Below are 16,356 nucleotides of genomic sequence, written 5' to 3' on the forward strand. Positions count from 1 at the left end.
TTTGTCGTGATAAGATACCAATGAGGTAATTATCATGGCAAATTTTTTATTGTTATGCTGGGAATTCTTTAAAACCGGTTTATTCTCCATCGGTGGTGGACTTGCAACAATCCCCTTCTTACAAGAGATGTCATTAAAGTATGGATGGTTTAGTCTAACAGACTTAACGACCATGGTCGCTATCAGCGAATCAACACCTGGACCAATGGGTGTCAATATGGCAACCTATGTAGGTAATCACGTATATGGTTTCGTCGGCGGTATCGCTACTACACTTTCTGTTACAGCACCAGCATTTCTATCTATTATTCTGATCGCAACAGCGCTTCAAAAATTTGAAGACTCTGTAATTGTACAAAATGCATTCATGGGCTTAAGACCTGCAGTAGTAGGTTTAATTACATCTGCAGTGATAGGTATCTATTTACTAGCATTATTTGATATCACTGCATTCCAAACAACAAAATCTCTTTTCAGTTTATTTAAGTGGAAGCCTATCATCATATTTGCATGCATGCTAGCAGTATATCACTTCAAACCAAAGACACATCCAATACTATTTATTCTCGTAGCTGCAGTTATTGGAATTTTATTGAAACTATAATTTTGTATAACGCATCTAATATTAGTAATTTGGTTATTGGTATTTTTGATAATAGAAACCAAAAATTGTAATTTGTTTAGATATGAAAAGTAAATTAGGTTTAAGGGGATAAAATGTTGATAGAAAATAGACCTGAGTTTGATAAAATAACATCATTTGACGCGTTTAATAAATACTATTGGTATCGTGAAGAACTTTCACAAATATGTAAATCTATTGGATTAGAATACAGAGGTACAAAACAAGAACTCAATCACATTATTGAACAGTATTTTAAAGGGAATTTAATTAAAATATCATCAATAAAAAAGGAAAAGAAGAAAGTTGAAAATGTTACTGCTGATACACCGTTACTTGAATGTGGCTTTTCTTTTAATGCAAGGTTCAGAGAATATTTCTCTGTTTTAACAGGTATCGCACCATTTAAATTTACTGCTGATATGGCAACAGCTTGGAGAAAAGTAAAAAGAGAAAATGATTTAAGTTTTACAATTCAAGACATGCTGAAAGTTTATTATGGAAAATCGAATTATGCCAAGTATGATAATTCAGTTTGTCAATGGAATCAATTTTTGAAGGATTTCTGTGCAGACGAAAATAGTTGCAACTACTCGAACAAATTAAAAGTAGCTTCTATTCTTTGGAAGGAAGTCAGAAATTCAAAAAACGAAAAAATTTATTCAGAGAATCTTTTGGCTGAATATGCCAGTAAAATAAAAGAGTATTGCAAGTAGGATATTCTTAACTTGCTAAACTAACAATTCGATATTAGCTAACATAAAACAGTAAATTAGAAAAGATTTACTGTTTTTCTTTGTCTAAGAAAGTGGAAAGGAGTACACAAGGAAGAAAAAATAATCGGCTGAACATCAAACAAAAAGTAAGTATCTCCCAAACAGGAAATACTTACTTTTTTACATTTAAAATGTGCATATGAAAATATGTCTCTATTGAATGTCTTCTTCCGTACGTACTTCATAAATCCCATCACAGAATAATCCATTCACTTGATGTCCACCTTTTAATGTATAGAAGGTATCTGATGGAGCACCCATTTTATTACTGAAGGTTTCTACCTTATAACAGATTGGATAAAAGTAATAAGTAATTATTCGATCACTTACTGGTACATACTGTACTCTTTCTAGATCGAGAGAAATTTGTAGTTTGGTGTTGAAGCCAATTATCTTTTGCAATAACGACTGCATTTGAACGTTATCATTTTCAAGATTTGTCGTATAGTCTGTACCAGATATTGTAATCACTTCACCCTTCTTTACTCTAAAAGATGGCGTAATATGGATTGGTGATAGTATTACTTCGTTAAGAGAAATTTGTTGATCATCAATAAAGTAATTTTCATAAAGTTTTAATGACAACTCACTCGGATTAATCGGATTACATTCCATATCATAAAACTGTGATGTATCAGAAGATACTAAATCATTCTGATTAATTTCATGTAGTTCTGATAATTTGTATGCATACCCAGATTCTTCTTCAACTTGTGTTACTTCATTACTCGAAGTTACTTCTTGACTTACTTGTCTTCGAGTAGAACAACCTGCTAGCACACACGAAAATAATGTAATTAATATTATCGGAATCGTCTTTTTCATAGTCACCTCCAAATGATTCTTCATTTACTGACAAATCCGTAAAGTCCTATGAGTTTATCTGTAATCACATTATAGCACTACCCCCACATAATAAAACCCTGGGACAAATGCCCAGGGAAAAGATGGGGAAAACCACAATATATTGTTAATGTTATTTGCTAGCTTTTGCGCTTGCTTCTGCGATTTGTTTTTCAATCTCAGAAATCATCTTGATATCTTCTTCAAGTGTCTTTAATTCATCTTCGGAGAAGGAAGCCTTGTTTGCTTCTACTTGTGACTTTAATACTTCGTCATAAGGCAGATTCTGTGTCTGTTCAATCTGATCTTTTGACATTGTTGCAAATACCTTATTCCATAGGTCTTGATGCTTGCCGAATACTTCGCTTTCCTTTGCGTAAAGATCTGTTAACTCATCATTTGCCCCTGCAGCCTGTCCTTGTGTAACTGTTGTTGTAACAGCACTACCAGACTTTACTTCTTCAATCATCTTGATGATTTCTTCTTGTTTCTTTTCATCTTCTAAGTTACCAACCAGAGGATCACCAACGATGTTGCCGTTCTTATCAACCATTACTGTTGTTGGGAAACTGAAGATTTTAGCCAAGTAAGCCTTCGCATCATCGCCACCATTGATAACGATATTTCTATATGTAGCACCTTGCTTAGATAGAATATCCTTTGCATCTTTGAGAGTAGCTTCATCTGTTGCTTCTACGTTAACACCAACGATTTCTGCACCATGTTCCTTTAACTTCTTATTAAACTTTTCAAGTGCTGGCATTTCATTTACACATGCTGCACATCCATTGAACCAGAAGTTTACAAGTGTTACTTCATTCTTGCTGAATAAGGATTCATCTACATCCTTACCATCAAAGTCCTTACCTTTAAACTTAGGGAATGCTTCTACGTTAGCTGTTTCAGTTGTTGTAGATGTTGTTGTCGTTGCTTTGTCTTCTTTCTTGTTGTTGCATGCTGCTAATGTAACTGCCATAACTGCTGCTACACCAACTAGGGTAAATCTCTTGAACAAATTCATTTTCTTTTTCCTCTTTCTGTTTTATGCCTTTTGTAAATTCTTATTTGCTACTTTTGGATTCTTAGCTTCACTCTTTTTCTTAATCGCTAAGTAAGTACTGATTGCTTTGGTTGGACATGCAGTAATGCATTCTCCACAACGGATACATTCCAAGTCACCAGTATTCTTTGTAATATCGACATCCATCTTACAAACTCTTGCACACTTACCACAAGATACACACTTATTTTTATCTACGTTGTAGTTGAAGATTGCAATCTTGTTGAATAATGCATAGAATGCTCCAAGTGGACAAATCCATTTGCAGAATGGACGATATACAAATATTGATAATGTTGTAATCGTGATGAGAATTGTAAACTTCCAGGTAAATAATGTACCTAATGTTGCACGAATGTTTTTATCTACGATAGAGAGTGGAATACCACCTTCCAAGATACCTTGTGGACAAATGTATTTGCAGAAGTAAGGTAATGCAATACCTGCTTTATTTGTCATAATGATTGGAAGTAATATAACTGCTACAGCGAGAATAATAAACTTTGTATATGTTAAGAATCTTAATTTCTTCGTACTAAACTTCTTTGTTGGAATCTTATGTAATAAATCTTGATACCAACCAAATGGGCACATGAATCCACAGATCAACCTTCCAATCATCACACCAAAGAAAATTAGAATTCCACTGATGTAATAGGAGAAGTTATACTTGGATGAACCGACAACCGCTTGGAAGGAGCCTACTGGGCATGCTCCTGTAGCAGCTGGACATGAATAACAGTTTAAACCTGGTACACATACCTGCTTAATTTTTCCATTATAGAGAACACCTTTGAAAAAGTTAGGGATATGCATGTTTGTTAGGAATGTCGCAAACATCTGAATTGTATTACGTCTCTTCAGGAATTTTAGAAACGCTCTTGATTTAGCTGATGTCATAACTATCCAATTCCTACACACTCCAAACAAAGACGAATTGCTTTGCCGAATACACTTTCAACTTCTCCACGAGAAGCCCCAACACAAATAAATACAATTGCTAGTACTATTAGAAATGCCTGTGTAGCAATTCTAAATTGTGTAGGATATTTATTTATTAAATCCATTGCATTGTCCTCCTTTACACTCATTTTCTATCTGACGTGAAAAATATAACAAAGCAGATATAAAATTTGTGTTAAGAAATTTAACAATGTAATTTTTCTGATTTCATTCATCATCATGCCTGCATAAACGCTCGTTTTTAGCATAGGAATGGCTTGTCTTGTTTTCTTTTGTATGTGATATACTTGGTACAGATATACTCAGCTTCCAACAATGTGTTGGATGTTCTTCTGACAATTAGTAACAATATGAAAGGAACATTTTGCATATGAGAATATTAGTGGTTGAAGATGAAATTACCCTTTGTGAAACAATCGCAAAGGGTTTACGTCTTGATGGATATGAAGTAGATACATGTTTTGATGGTGGTACAGCTTGGAATATGGCAATGGATGAAAGTTATGACTTAATCATCCTAGATTTAAACTTACCTATCATGGATGGAATGGAAGTACTCCGTAATCTTCGTAAAGAAGATTCAGAAACAGCCGTATTAATTCTATCTGCACGTGGACATTTACAGGATAAGATTGATGGTCTCGATAGCGGTGCCAATGACTACCTATGCAAGCCATTCCACTTTGAGGAGTTAGAAGCACGCGTTCGTAGTCTAACAAGAAGACGCACCGTACAGAATAATGTCATTCTCTCCTGTGGAGAACTTTCGTTAGACACAAAGAGTCGAACGGTTATGGCTAAAGGTGAAAAGCTTTCATTAACACGTAAAGAGTTAGGAGTATTGGAGTACTTATTACTACATCAAGAACGTCCAGTCCCACAAGAGGAACTCATACAACATGTTTGGGATAGTAGTGTTGATAGCTTTAGTAATTCTATTCGTGTACACATCTCCGCTTTGCGTAAGAAATTACGAGCTACACTTGGCTATGACCCTATCACAAATCGCATAGGCCAAGGTTATGTGATTGGAGGACAACAGGATGAATAAACGTCGTTCTCTACAGTGGAAACTCACCGTTATTACCGCAATTATCGTTATTTTATCCTGTCTAGCGATTAGTTATGCAATCAGTAAATCCGCAATTTCCTCGATGAGTAAGATTGAAGATTCCGCAGTTGCGATATTACCAACTAGTCCTGCAACAGATACAACTGGAGAAGTTGTACAACTACAAATTTCCACTAAAGATGTCATTTCTGATATGGCAAAGGGGATCCAATCAGACTTCTGGAAAAGCAGTTTACTCATTACAATCATCATTACTGTCGCAAGTAGCTCTATGATGTACTTCTTCATTGGTTATGCATTAAAACCACTACAAAATCTTGGTGAACAGATTGAAGATATCCAAGCGAAAAACTTAAAGCACTTAGTTGTAAGTGATCAAAGTTCCATTGAAATTGAACAACTGACAAATGCATTCAATGAGATGTTAGAACGTCTTAGTAATACCTTCGCTACACAGCGACAATTCTCCGCAAACGCTGCACATGAATTACGTACACCACTTGCGGTAATGCGTACAAAACTAGAAGTATTTGAGAAAAACAACAATCCTAGTGCAACGGAATATCAAGAAACTGTTCATATGATTCGTATGCAGACATCACGTCTATCACATGTTATTGATATTCTTCTTGAAATGACAGACCTACAATCCGCCCAAAAACAAGACCATATCTCATTAGCCGATATGGCCGAAGAAGTAATCTGTGACTTAACAGCTCTCGCTGATAAAAAGAATATTACAATCTTTCAAAACCCAGGGACCGCTGAAATCATTGGTAATGATACCCTTATCTACCGTGCTATCTATAACCTTGTGGAAAACGCCATCAAGTATAACCATATCGGTGGAAATGTAACTGTATCCATCAAGGAAGAGAATGAATTTGCGACGGTTAACGTTCGTGATAATGGGCCAGGCATCCAACAAGAAGATTGGCAACACATCTTTGAACCCTTCTTTAGAGTTGATAAATCACGTAGCCGTGATATGGGTGGTGCTGGTCTTGGCCTCGCTCTTGTAAAAGAGATTGCTCGCCAACACGGTGGCGATGTATACGTCGTACAAAGCTCAAAAAACGGCACAGAAATCGCACTCAAACTACGCCGAAAGTAACCAATAGTCGCTTTATTGGCGACTTTTTCATTTATCTCTCCACTTGGGCGTATATGCAGGGCAATAGAAGAATGGTATAATAAAGGTTATGAAAACTGGATTATTTATTACATTTGAAGGACCTGATGGAAGCGGGAAAACTACCGTGAGTACTGCTGTCACAAAGATGCTAGAAGCAGATGGTTATCAGGTACGTTATACAAGAGAACCAGGTGGTTCCAATATTGCTGAACAGATTCGTCATGTTATCTTAGACCCTAAGAACACAGAGATGGATGCTAGAACAGAAGCACTACTTTATGCCGCAAGCAGAAGACAGCACCTTGTAGATAAGGTTTTACCTGTTCTTGCCCAAGGAATTCATGTCATCAGTGACCGCTTTGTGGATAGTTCCCTAGCATATCAAGGCTGCGGTCGTGAAATCGGCATGGATGAAGTTTATGAAATCAACCAATTTGCGATTGAAAACCACATGCCGGATAAGACAATCTTTCTACAGATTGATGCGGAAACAGGTTTAAAGCGTATCCGTAAAGGAAGAGAAGTATTAGATCGACTTGATCAAGAAAGTGTTGAATTCCACGAGCGTGTTCATGAAGGTTATCAAAAGGTGATTGAGAAATACGCTGATCGTATGATTATCGTAGATGCGACCGCTGATGTCGATACAGTGATTCAAAAGTCCTATGAAATTGTGAAAGGATTATTAGATGCGCAAGGATGAGTTACAGCAACAACAACCTTTGTTTTATCATGCGTTAGAAAATGCATGCATGAATCATAGAGTTGCGAATGCTTATCTTCTATCCGGACCTCACGGAACCCTAAAACACGAAGCTGCTCTTTTATTCGCAAAGAGTATCTTTTGCGAACAACACCATGGTATCGCTTGTGAAGAATGCAATACATGCCGGCGTGTAGAAGAGGGCTTATATGCAGACATGGTTCTACTTGATGGTTCCAAGAATGCAATCTCCAAAGATGATGTAGATGCGATCCAAGAGAAATTCTCAAAAACTGCACTCGAAGATGGAGATGGCTCACGTGTATACATTTTAGAAAACGTAGAGAACGCAGGTATCTCTGCGCAAAACAGTATGTTAAAGTTTTTGGAAGAACCAGCATCTGGTGTTGTCGCCATTCTTACTACTGATAACATCGATCGTATCTTACCAACCATTGTTTCACGCTGTACGTTAATCCCCTTCTCCCCATTATCAGAAGACTATCTACTTTCCAAAGCGAAAGAAGTTGGCGTACAAGATGTGGATGCTTACTTTATCTCTCACCTTGTAAAAGATATCAATCAGATGAAGGAATTTGCGGACAGTTCTATCTTTGAAACCTGCAAGATGATGTTTAGACAATACTTTAATCTTGAAGGAAGTCGCGAAGAACTATTGGTAGATTATGATATCTCCTATCGTTCAAGCGAAAAAGATAGTGCAAAAGCAAAGAAAGAAAACATTTTATTACTCAATGGCTTCTTTGACCTCATGTCATTATTTGCCCATGATGTTATATGCAAGCATGTTGAAGGACCACATTGGTACAAAGAACTACTACAACAAGAAATAAACAAACAGAAAGAATATGGAGAATTGATCATTATCTTACAAAAACAAAAAGATAAGATTAATCGGTTTATTGATTTAAATCTATTAATGGATCAAACCTTCTATAGATTGGAGGAATTCAACCATGAACATGGAATGTGAACACGGTTCATGCGGTTGTCCAATGCACCAAGAACAGGAACAACCGACAGTGAAATATGCCTATTCCGTCGCTGTGCGATTTAAGAATGCTACAAAACCGTATTCTTTTGGCTGCGATAACGCAGATATCAAAAAAGGAAATTGGGTTGTTGTAGAAACAGCACAAGGAATCGAAATGGGTGAGGTAGATGCAGATGCTCTATCAATTGATAGATACAATCTACATATGCCAACAAAACCAATTATTCGTATCGCTACAGAAAAAGACCAAAAGATGTACGCTGAAAACACCATTGCGGAAAGTGAAGCGTATCGTATCTGTAACGAAGAAATTCAAAGTTTAAATCTCGATATGAATCTGATGAGTGCACAATATACACTTGATCGCTCAAAGGTTCTATTTGTATACCTCGCTGATCAACGTGTCGATTTCCGCGAGCTTTTAAAGGTTCTAGGAACACGTCTGCACTGCCGTATTGAATTACGTCAGATTGGTGAACGTGATAAGGCTAAGATGGTCGGCGGTATTGGTATGTGCGGTATGGAAACATGTTGCAGCCGATACAAGAATCACTTCGATGTTATTTCTATCAATATGGCTAAGACTCAACAGCTTGCCCTTAACGTAGAGAAACTCTCTGGTATGTGCGGTAAGTTAATGTGCTGCTTGAAGTATGAAGAAAATGATTATAAAGAACTAACAGCAGGACTTCCTAAGATGGGATCTCAAGTTGAATATGATGGCATGGTTTACCGTCTTACAAGCATGAATGTTATGAAGCAAGAAGCTAAGTTAGAAAACCGCGAACAAGTACTCTTTATTTCTTTGGATAATTTACGCGAGAAAGCTATTCCACGTAAAGGCTTTGTTCAGCAGAACAACCAAAAGAATGATAAACCAGTACATCGTACGATGGTTCATGAAGGTGTAGCTGCACCAGTGAATAAAGATAAAGCCGTTCACGTTTCAACCGACTTACCAACTGTTCATGTCGAGTCATCAAAACCACAAAATAACCGTCCAAACAACAATAAGAAACCAAACAAAGCACATTCCAACAAGCAGAATCAACCACGCCAAAACGTGGAAAAGAATAGTACTGAACGCAAGAATGTTACTGTGCGTACATTTGGACGCAAGAAAAAAGATGAGGGCGATAACGCATGAACCGCCAGAAATCCTTCGAAAATGAAAAACCAACGCTCTATTTAGTACCTACTCCAATCGGAAATCTCAACGAGATGACTCCACGAGCTATCGATGTCTTAAATAGCGTCGATGTAATTGCGTGTGAAGACACACGTAATAGTGGACAGTTACTAAAACATTTTGGTATTTCAAAGCGATTGATTGCTTATCAAAACTTTAATGAAGCATCCAGTACAAAAGGCATTATTAACTTACTATCACAAGGAAATAATATTGCCTTAATATCCGATGCTGGATATCCACTTATCAACGATCCAGGTCAAAGAGTTGTCAGTGAAGTGACAGCTCTTGGATATAATGTTGTGCCAATTTCAGGCTGTAGTGCTTTCTTGAATGCACTTGTTGCCTCAGGATTAATTGCACAGCCATTTATCTTCATTGGTTTCTTACCACCATCCACACATGATTGTGTTAAGAAACTACGCCTGTACCAATCATATCCAATGACACTCATTATGTACGAAGCACCACATCGCATTGAAAAGATGCTACAAAGCTGCTTAGATGTGCTAGGAGACCGTCATATCTGTATCGCCCGCGAATTAACAAAAGTACATGAAGAGTTCATCCGTGGTACAATTTCCGAGATACTACCGATTGCCTCAGAGTTAAAAGGTGAAATGGTTGTTGTGATTGAAGGCAATCAAGATGACTATGAAAAAGATATCGATATGGGGCAAATCCTGAATATGGTAAATACTTCTATTGAAAGTGGAATGTCTACAAGTGCCGCAATCAAAGAAGTTGCCAAACAGACAGGTATCTCAAAAAATCAGATCTATGATTTAGTTCATGGAAAAACTGATCAGAAAGGTGTGTGCTAACGAATGTTAAATCAATACGGACAATTAACCTTAGAACAAACACTGTTCTATCTTACGATTGCGATTTTACCTGCAATCTTCTTCATGATTTATATCTATCGCAATGATGATAAAGAAAAAGAACCACCACTCTTATTACTAAAGTGTATTATTGGTGGTCTACTCTCTGTACCAGTCGCAATCATATTAGAGATGCTTTCCGAACAGGTTGTCTTTTATCTTTTGGAAAATGTAGTGACTGCTACACAAGTCAATTACGGTATCCTAACCGCAATCTTTGTTGGACTCATCGAAGAAGGCGCAAAATTCTTCTTCCTCTATCGATTCACATGGAAAGACAAGGCATTCAATTATCGCTTTGATGGTATTGTATACGCTGTATTCGTATCACTTGGATTTGCGGCATTAGAAAATGTCTTCTATGTATTTAATTATGGAACAGGTGTTGCTTTACAGCGTGCACTTCTCACAATTCCAGGACACATGAGCTTTGCGGTATACATGGGCTTATACTATGGTCATGCAAAAGTAGCTGAAGCTGTTAATAGCCCTGATGTAAAGTCACTAAACTTAAAAGCTTCTTATGCATTTGCGGTATTACTACATACAATCTTTGACGCAACACTGATGGTAGAATCCGGTATCGGATTAATCTTCTTCTTTATCTTTGTTGTTATCCTAGATATCGTCGTATATCGTACGATTCGCTTAGAGTCTAAGAATGATATTCCTATCGTTCCGCCAACAGAAGAAGATATCTACGCAGAAGCACAATTATCACGTCCATCTCCAATCGTTGAAATTACACACGATGTAAGTGAACGTGAAAAAATGTAAGGTTTGTTGTATTATAGGGTTAACGATATTTATAAGAGGAGTAATTTATGTTAAGTGATCCAACAATTGTCAAATTGATTATCATGGGCCTAGTAGGCACAAACGTTGTCTTACTTGCGGCCGTTATCTTCTTGGCATTTAAGAAAAACACATATTATGTAGATGCGGACGGAAATGATGTAGGTACAACAAGAAAGCCACAAGTTAAGAAAGTTGTACAAGCTACACCAATCGCTCCAAAACCAGAACCAGTACAACAACCAAAGCAGAATGTAGAGGACTCACTCGCTGCGACAACAGTTCTTACCGACTTAGAAAGACCTGTTACGCCAGTATCCCCAGCAATCAAACCAGTAAAGGTTGATTCCTTGGATACACCAATCCGCGAAAAGAATAATGATGATTCCGCAACACTATTCGAGGAAATTTTCTCTACAACAAATCTAGATGAAGCTGATCCAAAGATTCTCGTTACAATCAAAGTTGCAGGGCAAACAAAGGACCATACAATTAGTAAATTACCATGCTTGATCGGTCGTGAAGCTGCTAGTTGTGACCTTGTCATCAATGAACCAGCAATCAGCCGTAAACATGCACGCATATTAATCGAAAGCGATACATTCTATTTAGCAGATGTTTCCGAACACAATGGAACATACCTAAATGGAATTAAACTACCACCACTTGGTAAAGCTCGTATCCACGAGGGAGATCACATCAACCTAGGACGTGCAGAAATTGTCATCAATCAAATTATTGACTAAAGATGCTTACGAGCATCTTTTTTCTTCATATAAAAAGGCAGGATAACTCTATTCGAAATACCCTACCTTTTCTATGAATATTCAATTTATTTAATGCTGCTTATTTTGTAATTTACGATATATAAGTATATATAAAAGAGAAAGTATGATAGTAATCAAAATAGAGAGGTCTGGCAACTTCATCTTAACTAAGAAAAAATATTGTTGTATTCCATTAATTACTGCATATATCATAAACAATTTTATGTCATTCTTCATTTTTTCTTCCCCTTTGTTTTATCTAATTAAATTGTATGCCTACCATGGATAAATAACCAGACTTCACACTCCTGTTTCTAAGTTACATAATTACTCATATTGTTCAATGATGCTTACGAGCATCTTTTTTTATGATTCTATACAATAATGCTGTATGATTAACAGGTACGGAGGTTCAGTATGAATTTAGAACTAAACAACAAGCTACATGGATTTGTCCTTGAACAAATCAAAGATATTGAAGACGCAAAAGGAACTTTATATATGTTCCGCCACGTTCAAACAAACGCAGAACTCTGTTGGTTAAAACGTGATGATAAAAATAAGACCTTTGCGATTACCTTCAAAACAATCCCTGATAACGATACAGGTGTTTTCCACATTTTAGAACATAGTGTTCTAAATGGTTCAAAGAAGTATCCTGTACGTGAACCATTTGTAGAACTATTAAAGAGTAGTTTACAAACATTCTTAAATGCTTTTACGTATCCAGATAAGACAATGTATCCGGTAAGTAGTCGCAATGACAAAGACTATATGAACCTCATTTCTGTATATATGGATGCGGTATTCCAACCAGCAATCTATACGAATCCAAATATCTTCTTACAAGAAGGCTGGCATTATCAGATTCATAATGTAAATGAAGAGATGGAATATAGTGGTGTTGTACTCAATGAAATGAAGGGCGCCTTCTCCTCTGTTGATGAAACAATCGTAGATGAACTTAATCGTATGTTATTCCCAGATAACTGCTATAAATATGTATCTGGTGGTGATCCACGTTACATCACAGATTTAACTTATGAGAAGTTTATCGAAACACATCAGAAGTTCTATCATCCATCCAACGCTCGTATTTGGGTAGATGGTAACCTAGATATTGATGAAGTACTTCGTTTTATCCATGAAGAATACTTTGTTAACTATCAAAAGGAAGAGATGGATTTCGCAATTCCTATGCAGAAGGTTCTACCAGCTGTACACAATCGTATATCCTACGAAGTCAGTGAAAATGAACCTACAGAGAATCGCTCTCATATCTCTTTTGCAAAGATTATTTCTACATACGATTCTTATGTACAGAATATCGCATGGTCTGCACTATCTTCTACTCTTGTTGCCAACAATGAATCACCATTAAAGAAGGCTATCCTCGATAACAACCTCGGTGAAGATGTTGATTTAGACTTATATGATGGTATTCAACAGCCATGGCTTGTCTTAACTATTCGTAATACAGACGCAGACAAGTATGATGCAATCCGAGAAACGTTACGCGCTACTACAAGCGAGCTTGTAAAGAATGGACTAGACCACGAAGAATTACACGCAACAATCAACCAGATGGAATTCCGTTATCGTGAAAGTCATGAACCAGCAGGTTTAATGTATGGACAACGCGCAATGGATAGTTGGTTATACGGTGGTGATCCAGCAGAACCACTATCTAATGGAAAGATATTTGATATCTTACGTGAAAAGATTGAACAAGGATATTTCGAGGAACTATTATCATCCTTCTTATTGGACGAAGAACATCTAAACTCTCTTACTGTCGTGCCATCTACAACAATGGGAGCCCAGCGTATCGCAGATGAAAAGAAACGTCTAGCAGATATCAAGGCTTCCAGCAAAGAGAATGTTCTAAAGTATATCGAACAAAACAAGGCATTAGACCTCTGGCAGCAGTCCTCTGACACAAAGGAACAATTAGCTACCCTACCAAAGATTCACCTTTCTGAGATTGATGAAAAACCAGAAGATTTACCACTACAAATTGAAAAAGTGCAGTCTGTTAAGACACTGGTTCATTCTGCACAAGAATCAGGTATTGTATACCTATTCTTCTACTTCTCACTTGCAGGAATTACAATCAAGCATTTACCAGCGGTTGGTTTATTTACTGATTTACTCATGAACTTACCAACTACCAAGAAAACAGTTAGTGAGTTACAACGTGCTGTACGCAAGGACCTTGGTTCCTTAATTATTGTTACAGACGTATACTCACCAGATAATCGTTCTGATGCATGTATTCCAGTTCTTGCGGTATCCTGTTCGGTACTTGAAAGAAATGTAGATAAGGTTGTTCCACTTATCTTAGAAGTAATCAAAGATACAAAGTTTACAAAGGAAGAAATCTTACCTATCCTCAAACAAGGCAATGAAGGCGCAAGACAATCCATCATCATGAATGGGCATTCCTTCGCAATGCGTCGTGTATCTGCGCACCATAGTGCAGAAGGTGTATTCCGTGAATATATCGGTGGATATGAGAATGCATTATTTAGTAAGCAGTTAGAAGATAACTACGATGAAATGATTGATGAAGTCATCAATGAATTTGAGATGTACCAGGAAGTATTATTCTCTAAGGATCGTCTGATTGCGAGTGTAACTGGTAATCATTTAGATGTGGTAGAAGAATTTGTCGCTGGTATCAATCGCATTGAAGCACAGGGAAATGTTGTACACTACCCACTCTTACAAGAACCAAAAGAAGCACTTCAAATCCCAGCAGGTATCTCCTACTCTGCTGCAGGTACTAACATTAAGTCATTCAACTTTGAATACGATCCATGCTTGCAGGTAATCGCTCATCTATTGACCTATGATTATCTATGGACTGAAGTTCGTGTGAAAGGCAATGCGTATGGTACAGGCTTTAGTGCAAATCCAAATGGAAATATCGCCGCATACTCCTACCGTGACCCAAGTCCTCTACATTCCATTGAGGTTTACCGCGATATATACAAACGTATCAAGCAACTCGCTGAAGATGAACATACCGACTTAGCAGGATATATCATTGGAACAATTGCGGCAGCAGAGCCACTCTTAGCACCAGCTGCAAAAGTTCGACTAGCAGATATTCGCTACTTCCGTAACACCACATACGAAAACTTATGTGCTGCACGCAAAAAAATTCTCTCTATGACAAGAGAAGATCTTGCAAGATACGTAGAACTCTTTGAAAAGGCATTACAAGAGCCAACATCCTGCATTGTCGCAAACGCAGAAACAATCGAACAATGTAAGGAAGAAGGATACACTATCCTTGATCCAATCTCTTAAAACGGCAGAAATGCCGTTTTTTATTGTTTAAATGTGTCTAACTTTCATTAAAAATGAAATATTTTCAGGTTAGTTAGTTCTAACATGCGAAAAAATCACAAACTTCTTTGAGCAAAGGTGTTGAATTCAAAACAAATCATTCTATAATGATAATGGTTCTCAATAAGTGGTGATTATGAAAAGAAGACAGACTTATCAAAAACAGGAAATATTGAATATCATCCAAGGAGTTGGAACGCATATGACTGCGGAAGAAGTTAAGTCTGCTTTAGATCAAAAGGAGACCGGCATTGGTTTAGCGACTGTATATCGTAATCTCAATCTTCTCGTCCAAGAAGGTGTGATTCGTAAGTATACAGGTGAAGGCTACAACTTCTATGACGGTAACCCTGCTCCACACGATCACTTACGTTGCACAAAGTGCGGTAAGATGATTGACCTTGGTGAAATGCCTTATGACTCTTGCCCAGATGAAAAGGCAGAAAAATTCACCGGTGGAAAAGTATTCAGTCATGTCACTATTTTTGAAGGAATTTGCAAAGATTGTCTAAATGAGGAGGACACAAGCAATGGAATTAAAGGGTTCAAAAACTGAAAAGAATTTAAATGATGCATTCGCTGGCGAGTCAATGGCTCGCAACAAGTACACTTTCTTCGCTGAAAAGGCTCGTGAAGAAGGTTACGAACAAATCGCAAACATCTTCTTAGAAACAGCACGTAACGAACAGGAACACGCTAAGCAGTGGTTCATCGCATTATGCGGTGGCGCTATCCCAACAACTCATGAATGCTTACAAATGGGTGCTGATGGTGAAAACTACGAGTGGACAGACATGTACAAGAGAATGGCTGCAGAAGCTCGTGAAGAAGGATTCACACGTATCGCAGCTCAGATGGACATGGTAGCTAAGGTTGAAAAGGAACACGAAGAAAGATACGAGAAGTTAAAGGCTAATGTCTTAAACTCACAAGTATTCGAAAAGGACGAGCCAGTAGTATGGCAGTGCGAAATCTGTGGTTATACAATTGAGTCCAAGAAGGCTCCTAAGATTTGCCCACTCTGCAGCTACAAGGAAAGCTTCTTCGAAGTTAAGAAGGAAAATTACTAAAATAAAATGGAAGCCAAACGCATATAGCGTTAAGCTTCCTTTTATTTTAAGGATAACACTACCAGATTGCTCATATTAGCACCTATATAGTGTTATCCTATTGTTTTA

Annotated in this window: 17 protein-coding genes; 13 read left to right on the forward strand and 4 right to left on the reverse strand. The window is 37.3% G+C overall.

The genetic code is table 11. The features are described from left to right. Positions 1 to 34 precede the first annotated feature (34 nt). Together RWM19_RS01465 and RWM19_RS01470 are read left to right on the forward strand one after the other, a co-directional pair. Positions 35 to 604: a chromate transporter gene (locus tag RWM19_RS01465; protein ID WP_294026033.1), complete on the forward strand. Its 570-nt coding sequence runs from the start codon at positions 35 to 37 to the stop codon at positions 602 to 604. Between the two features lie 116 nt (positions 605 to 720). Then, a complete protein-coding gene (locus RWM19_RS01470) occupies positions 721 to 1,338 on the forward strand; it encodes an SAP domain-containing protein (protein ID WP_294026036.1) in 618 nt (205 codons plus the stop codon). A 213-nt stretch (positions 1,339 to 1,551) separates the two neighbouring features. Here RWM19_RS01470 and RWM19_RS01475 read toward each other — a convergent pair whose 3' ends face one another. From RWM19_RS01475 to RWM19_RS01490, 4 genes are all read right to left on the reverse strand, one after another. Continuing rightward, complete coding sequence (locus RWM19_RS01475; RefSeq protein ID WP_294026035.1) at positions 1,552 to 2,223, reverse strand: hypothetical protein; 672 nt, start codon at positions 2,221 to 2,223, stop codon at positions 1,552 to 1,554. 151 nt (positions 2,224 to 2,374) lie between these two features. Continuing rightward, complete coding sequence (locus RWM19_RS01480; protein WP_313982916.1) at positions 2,375 to 3,262, reverse strand: TlpA disulfide reductase family protein; 888 nt, start codon at positions 3,260 to 3,262, stop codon at positions 2,375 to 2,377. Positions 3,263 to 3,283: 21 nt separating this feature from the next. Next, positions 3,284 to 4,201 (reverse strand): 4Fe-4S binding protein, encoded by a 918-nt coding sequence (locus RWM19_RS01485; protein WP_294021805.1) that lies wholly within the window; start codon positions 4,199 to 4,201, stop codon positions 3,284 to 3,286. Positions 4,202 to 4,203: 2 nt separating this feature from the next. Further along, positions 4,204 to 4,368 (reverse strand): CD1871A family CXXC motif-containing protein, encoded by a 165-nt coding sequence (locus RWM19_RS01490; RefSeq protein ID WP_294021806.1) that lies wholly within the window; start codon positions 4,366 to 4,368, stop codon positions 4,204 to 4,206. A 266-nt stretch (positions 4,369 to 4,634) separates the two neighbouring features. Between RWM19_RS01490 and RWM19_RS01495 the strand changes: the two genes are divergently transcribed. From RWM19_RS01495 to rbr, 11 genes are all read left to right on the forward strand, one after another. After that, positions 4,635 to 5,315 (forward strand): response regulator transcription factor, encoded by a 681-nt coding sequence (locus tag RWM19_RS01495; RefSeq protein ID WP_294021807.1) that lies wholly within the window; start codon positions 4,635 to 4,637, stop codon positions 5,313 to 5,315. Further along, positions 5,308 to 6,450 (forward strand): HAMP domain-containing sensor histidine kinase, encoded by a 1,143-nt coding sequence (locus RWM19_RS01500; RefSeq protein ID WP_313982919.1) that lies wholly within the window; start codon positions 5,308 to 5,310, stop codon positions 6,448 to 6,450. Before RWM19_RS01495 ends, RWM19_RS01500 begins: the two co-directional genes overlap by 8 nt. Positions 6,451 to 6,538: 88 nt before the next feature. Further along, positions 6,539 to 7,174: a dTMP kinase gene (tmk, locus tag RWM19_RS01505; protein WP_294021809.1), complete on the forward strand. Its 636-nt coding sequence runs from the start codon at positions 6,539 to 6,541 to the stop codon at positions 7,172 to 7,174. Further along, complete coding sequence (locus RWM19_RS01510) at positions 7,161 to 8,168, forward strand: DNA polymerase III subunit delta (protein ID WP_313982922.1); 1,008 nt, start codon at positions 7,161 to 7,163, stop codon at positions 8,166 to 8,168. The genes tmk and RWM19_RS01510 overlap by 14 nt, the downstream gene beginning before the upstream one ends. Continuing rightward, a complete protein-coding gene (gene ricT, locus RWM19_RS01515) occupies positions 8,152 to 9,336 on the forward strand; it encodes a regulatory iron-sulfur-containing complex subunit RicT (protein ID WP_313982924.1) in 1,185 nt (394 codons plus the stop codon). The genes RWM19_RS01510 and ricT overlap by 17 nt, the downstream gene beginning before the upstream one ends. Continuing rightward, positions 9,333 to 10,202, forward strand: coding sequence for a 16S rRNA (cytidine(1402)-2'-O)-methyltransferase (rsmI, locus tag RWM19_RS01520; RefSeq protein ID WP_294025381.1), 870 nt, complete (start codon positions 9,333 to 9,335; stop codon positions 10,200 to 10,202). Before ricT ends, rsmI begins: the two co-directional genes overlap by 4 nt. A 3-nt stretch (positions 10,203 to 10,205) precedes the next feature. Then, positions 10,206 to 11,039 carry a PrsW family glutamic-type intramembrane protease gene (locus RWM19_RS01525; protein ID WP_313982926.1) on the forward strand — a complete coding sequence of 278 codons (834 nt, stop codon included), beginning with the start codon at positions 10,206 to 10,208 and terminating at the stop codon, positions 11,037 to 11,039. Positions 11,040 to 11,086: 47 nt separating this feature from the next. Next, the gene (locus RWM19_RS01530) at positions 11,087 to 11,803 is read left to right on the forward strand and encodes an FHA domain-containing protein (RefSeq protein ID WP_313982928.1); all 717 of its coding nucleotides are present in this window, start codon (positions 11,087 to 11,089) and stop codon (positions 11,801 to 11,803) included. Between the two features lie 438 nt (positions 11,804 to 12,241). Further along, positions 12,242 to 15,139, forward strand: coding sequence for an insulinase family protein (locus RWM19_RS01535; RefSeq protein WP_313982930.1), 2,898 nt, complete (start codon positions 12,242 to 12,244; stop codon positions 15,137 to 15,139). A 175-nt stretch (positions 15,140 to 15,314) separates the two neighbouring features. Beyond that, entirely contained in the window at positions 15,315 to 15,734 is a 420-nt protein-coding gene (locus RWM19_RS01540; protein WP_294025374.1) for a Fur family transcriptional regulator, read from the forward strand. Further along, positions 15,709 to 16,248: a rubrerythrin gene (rbr, locus tag RWM19_RS01545; protein WP_294020843.1), complete on the forward strand. Its 540-nt coding sequence runs from the start codon at positions 15,709 to 15,711 to the stop codon at positions 16,246 to 16,248. Before RWM19_RS01540 ends, rbr begins: the two co-directional genes overlap by 26 nt. Positions 16,249 to 16,356: the final 108 nt, after the last annotated feature.

This window comes from uncultured Solobacterium sp. (assembly GCF_963517755.1).
GTDB lineage: Bacteria > Bacillota_I > Bacilli_A > Erysipelotrichales > Erysipelotrichaceae > Bulleidia.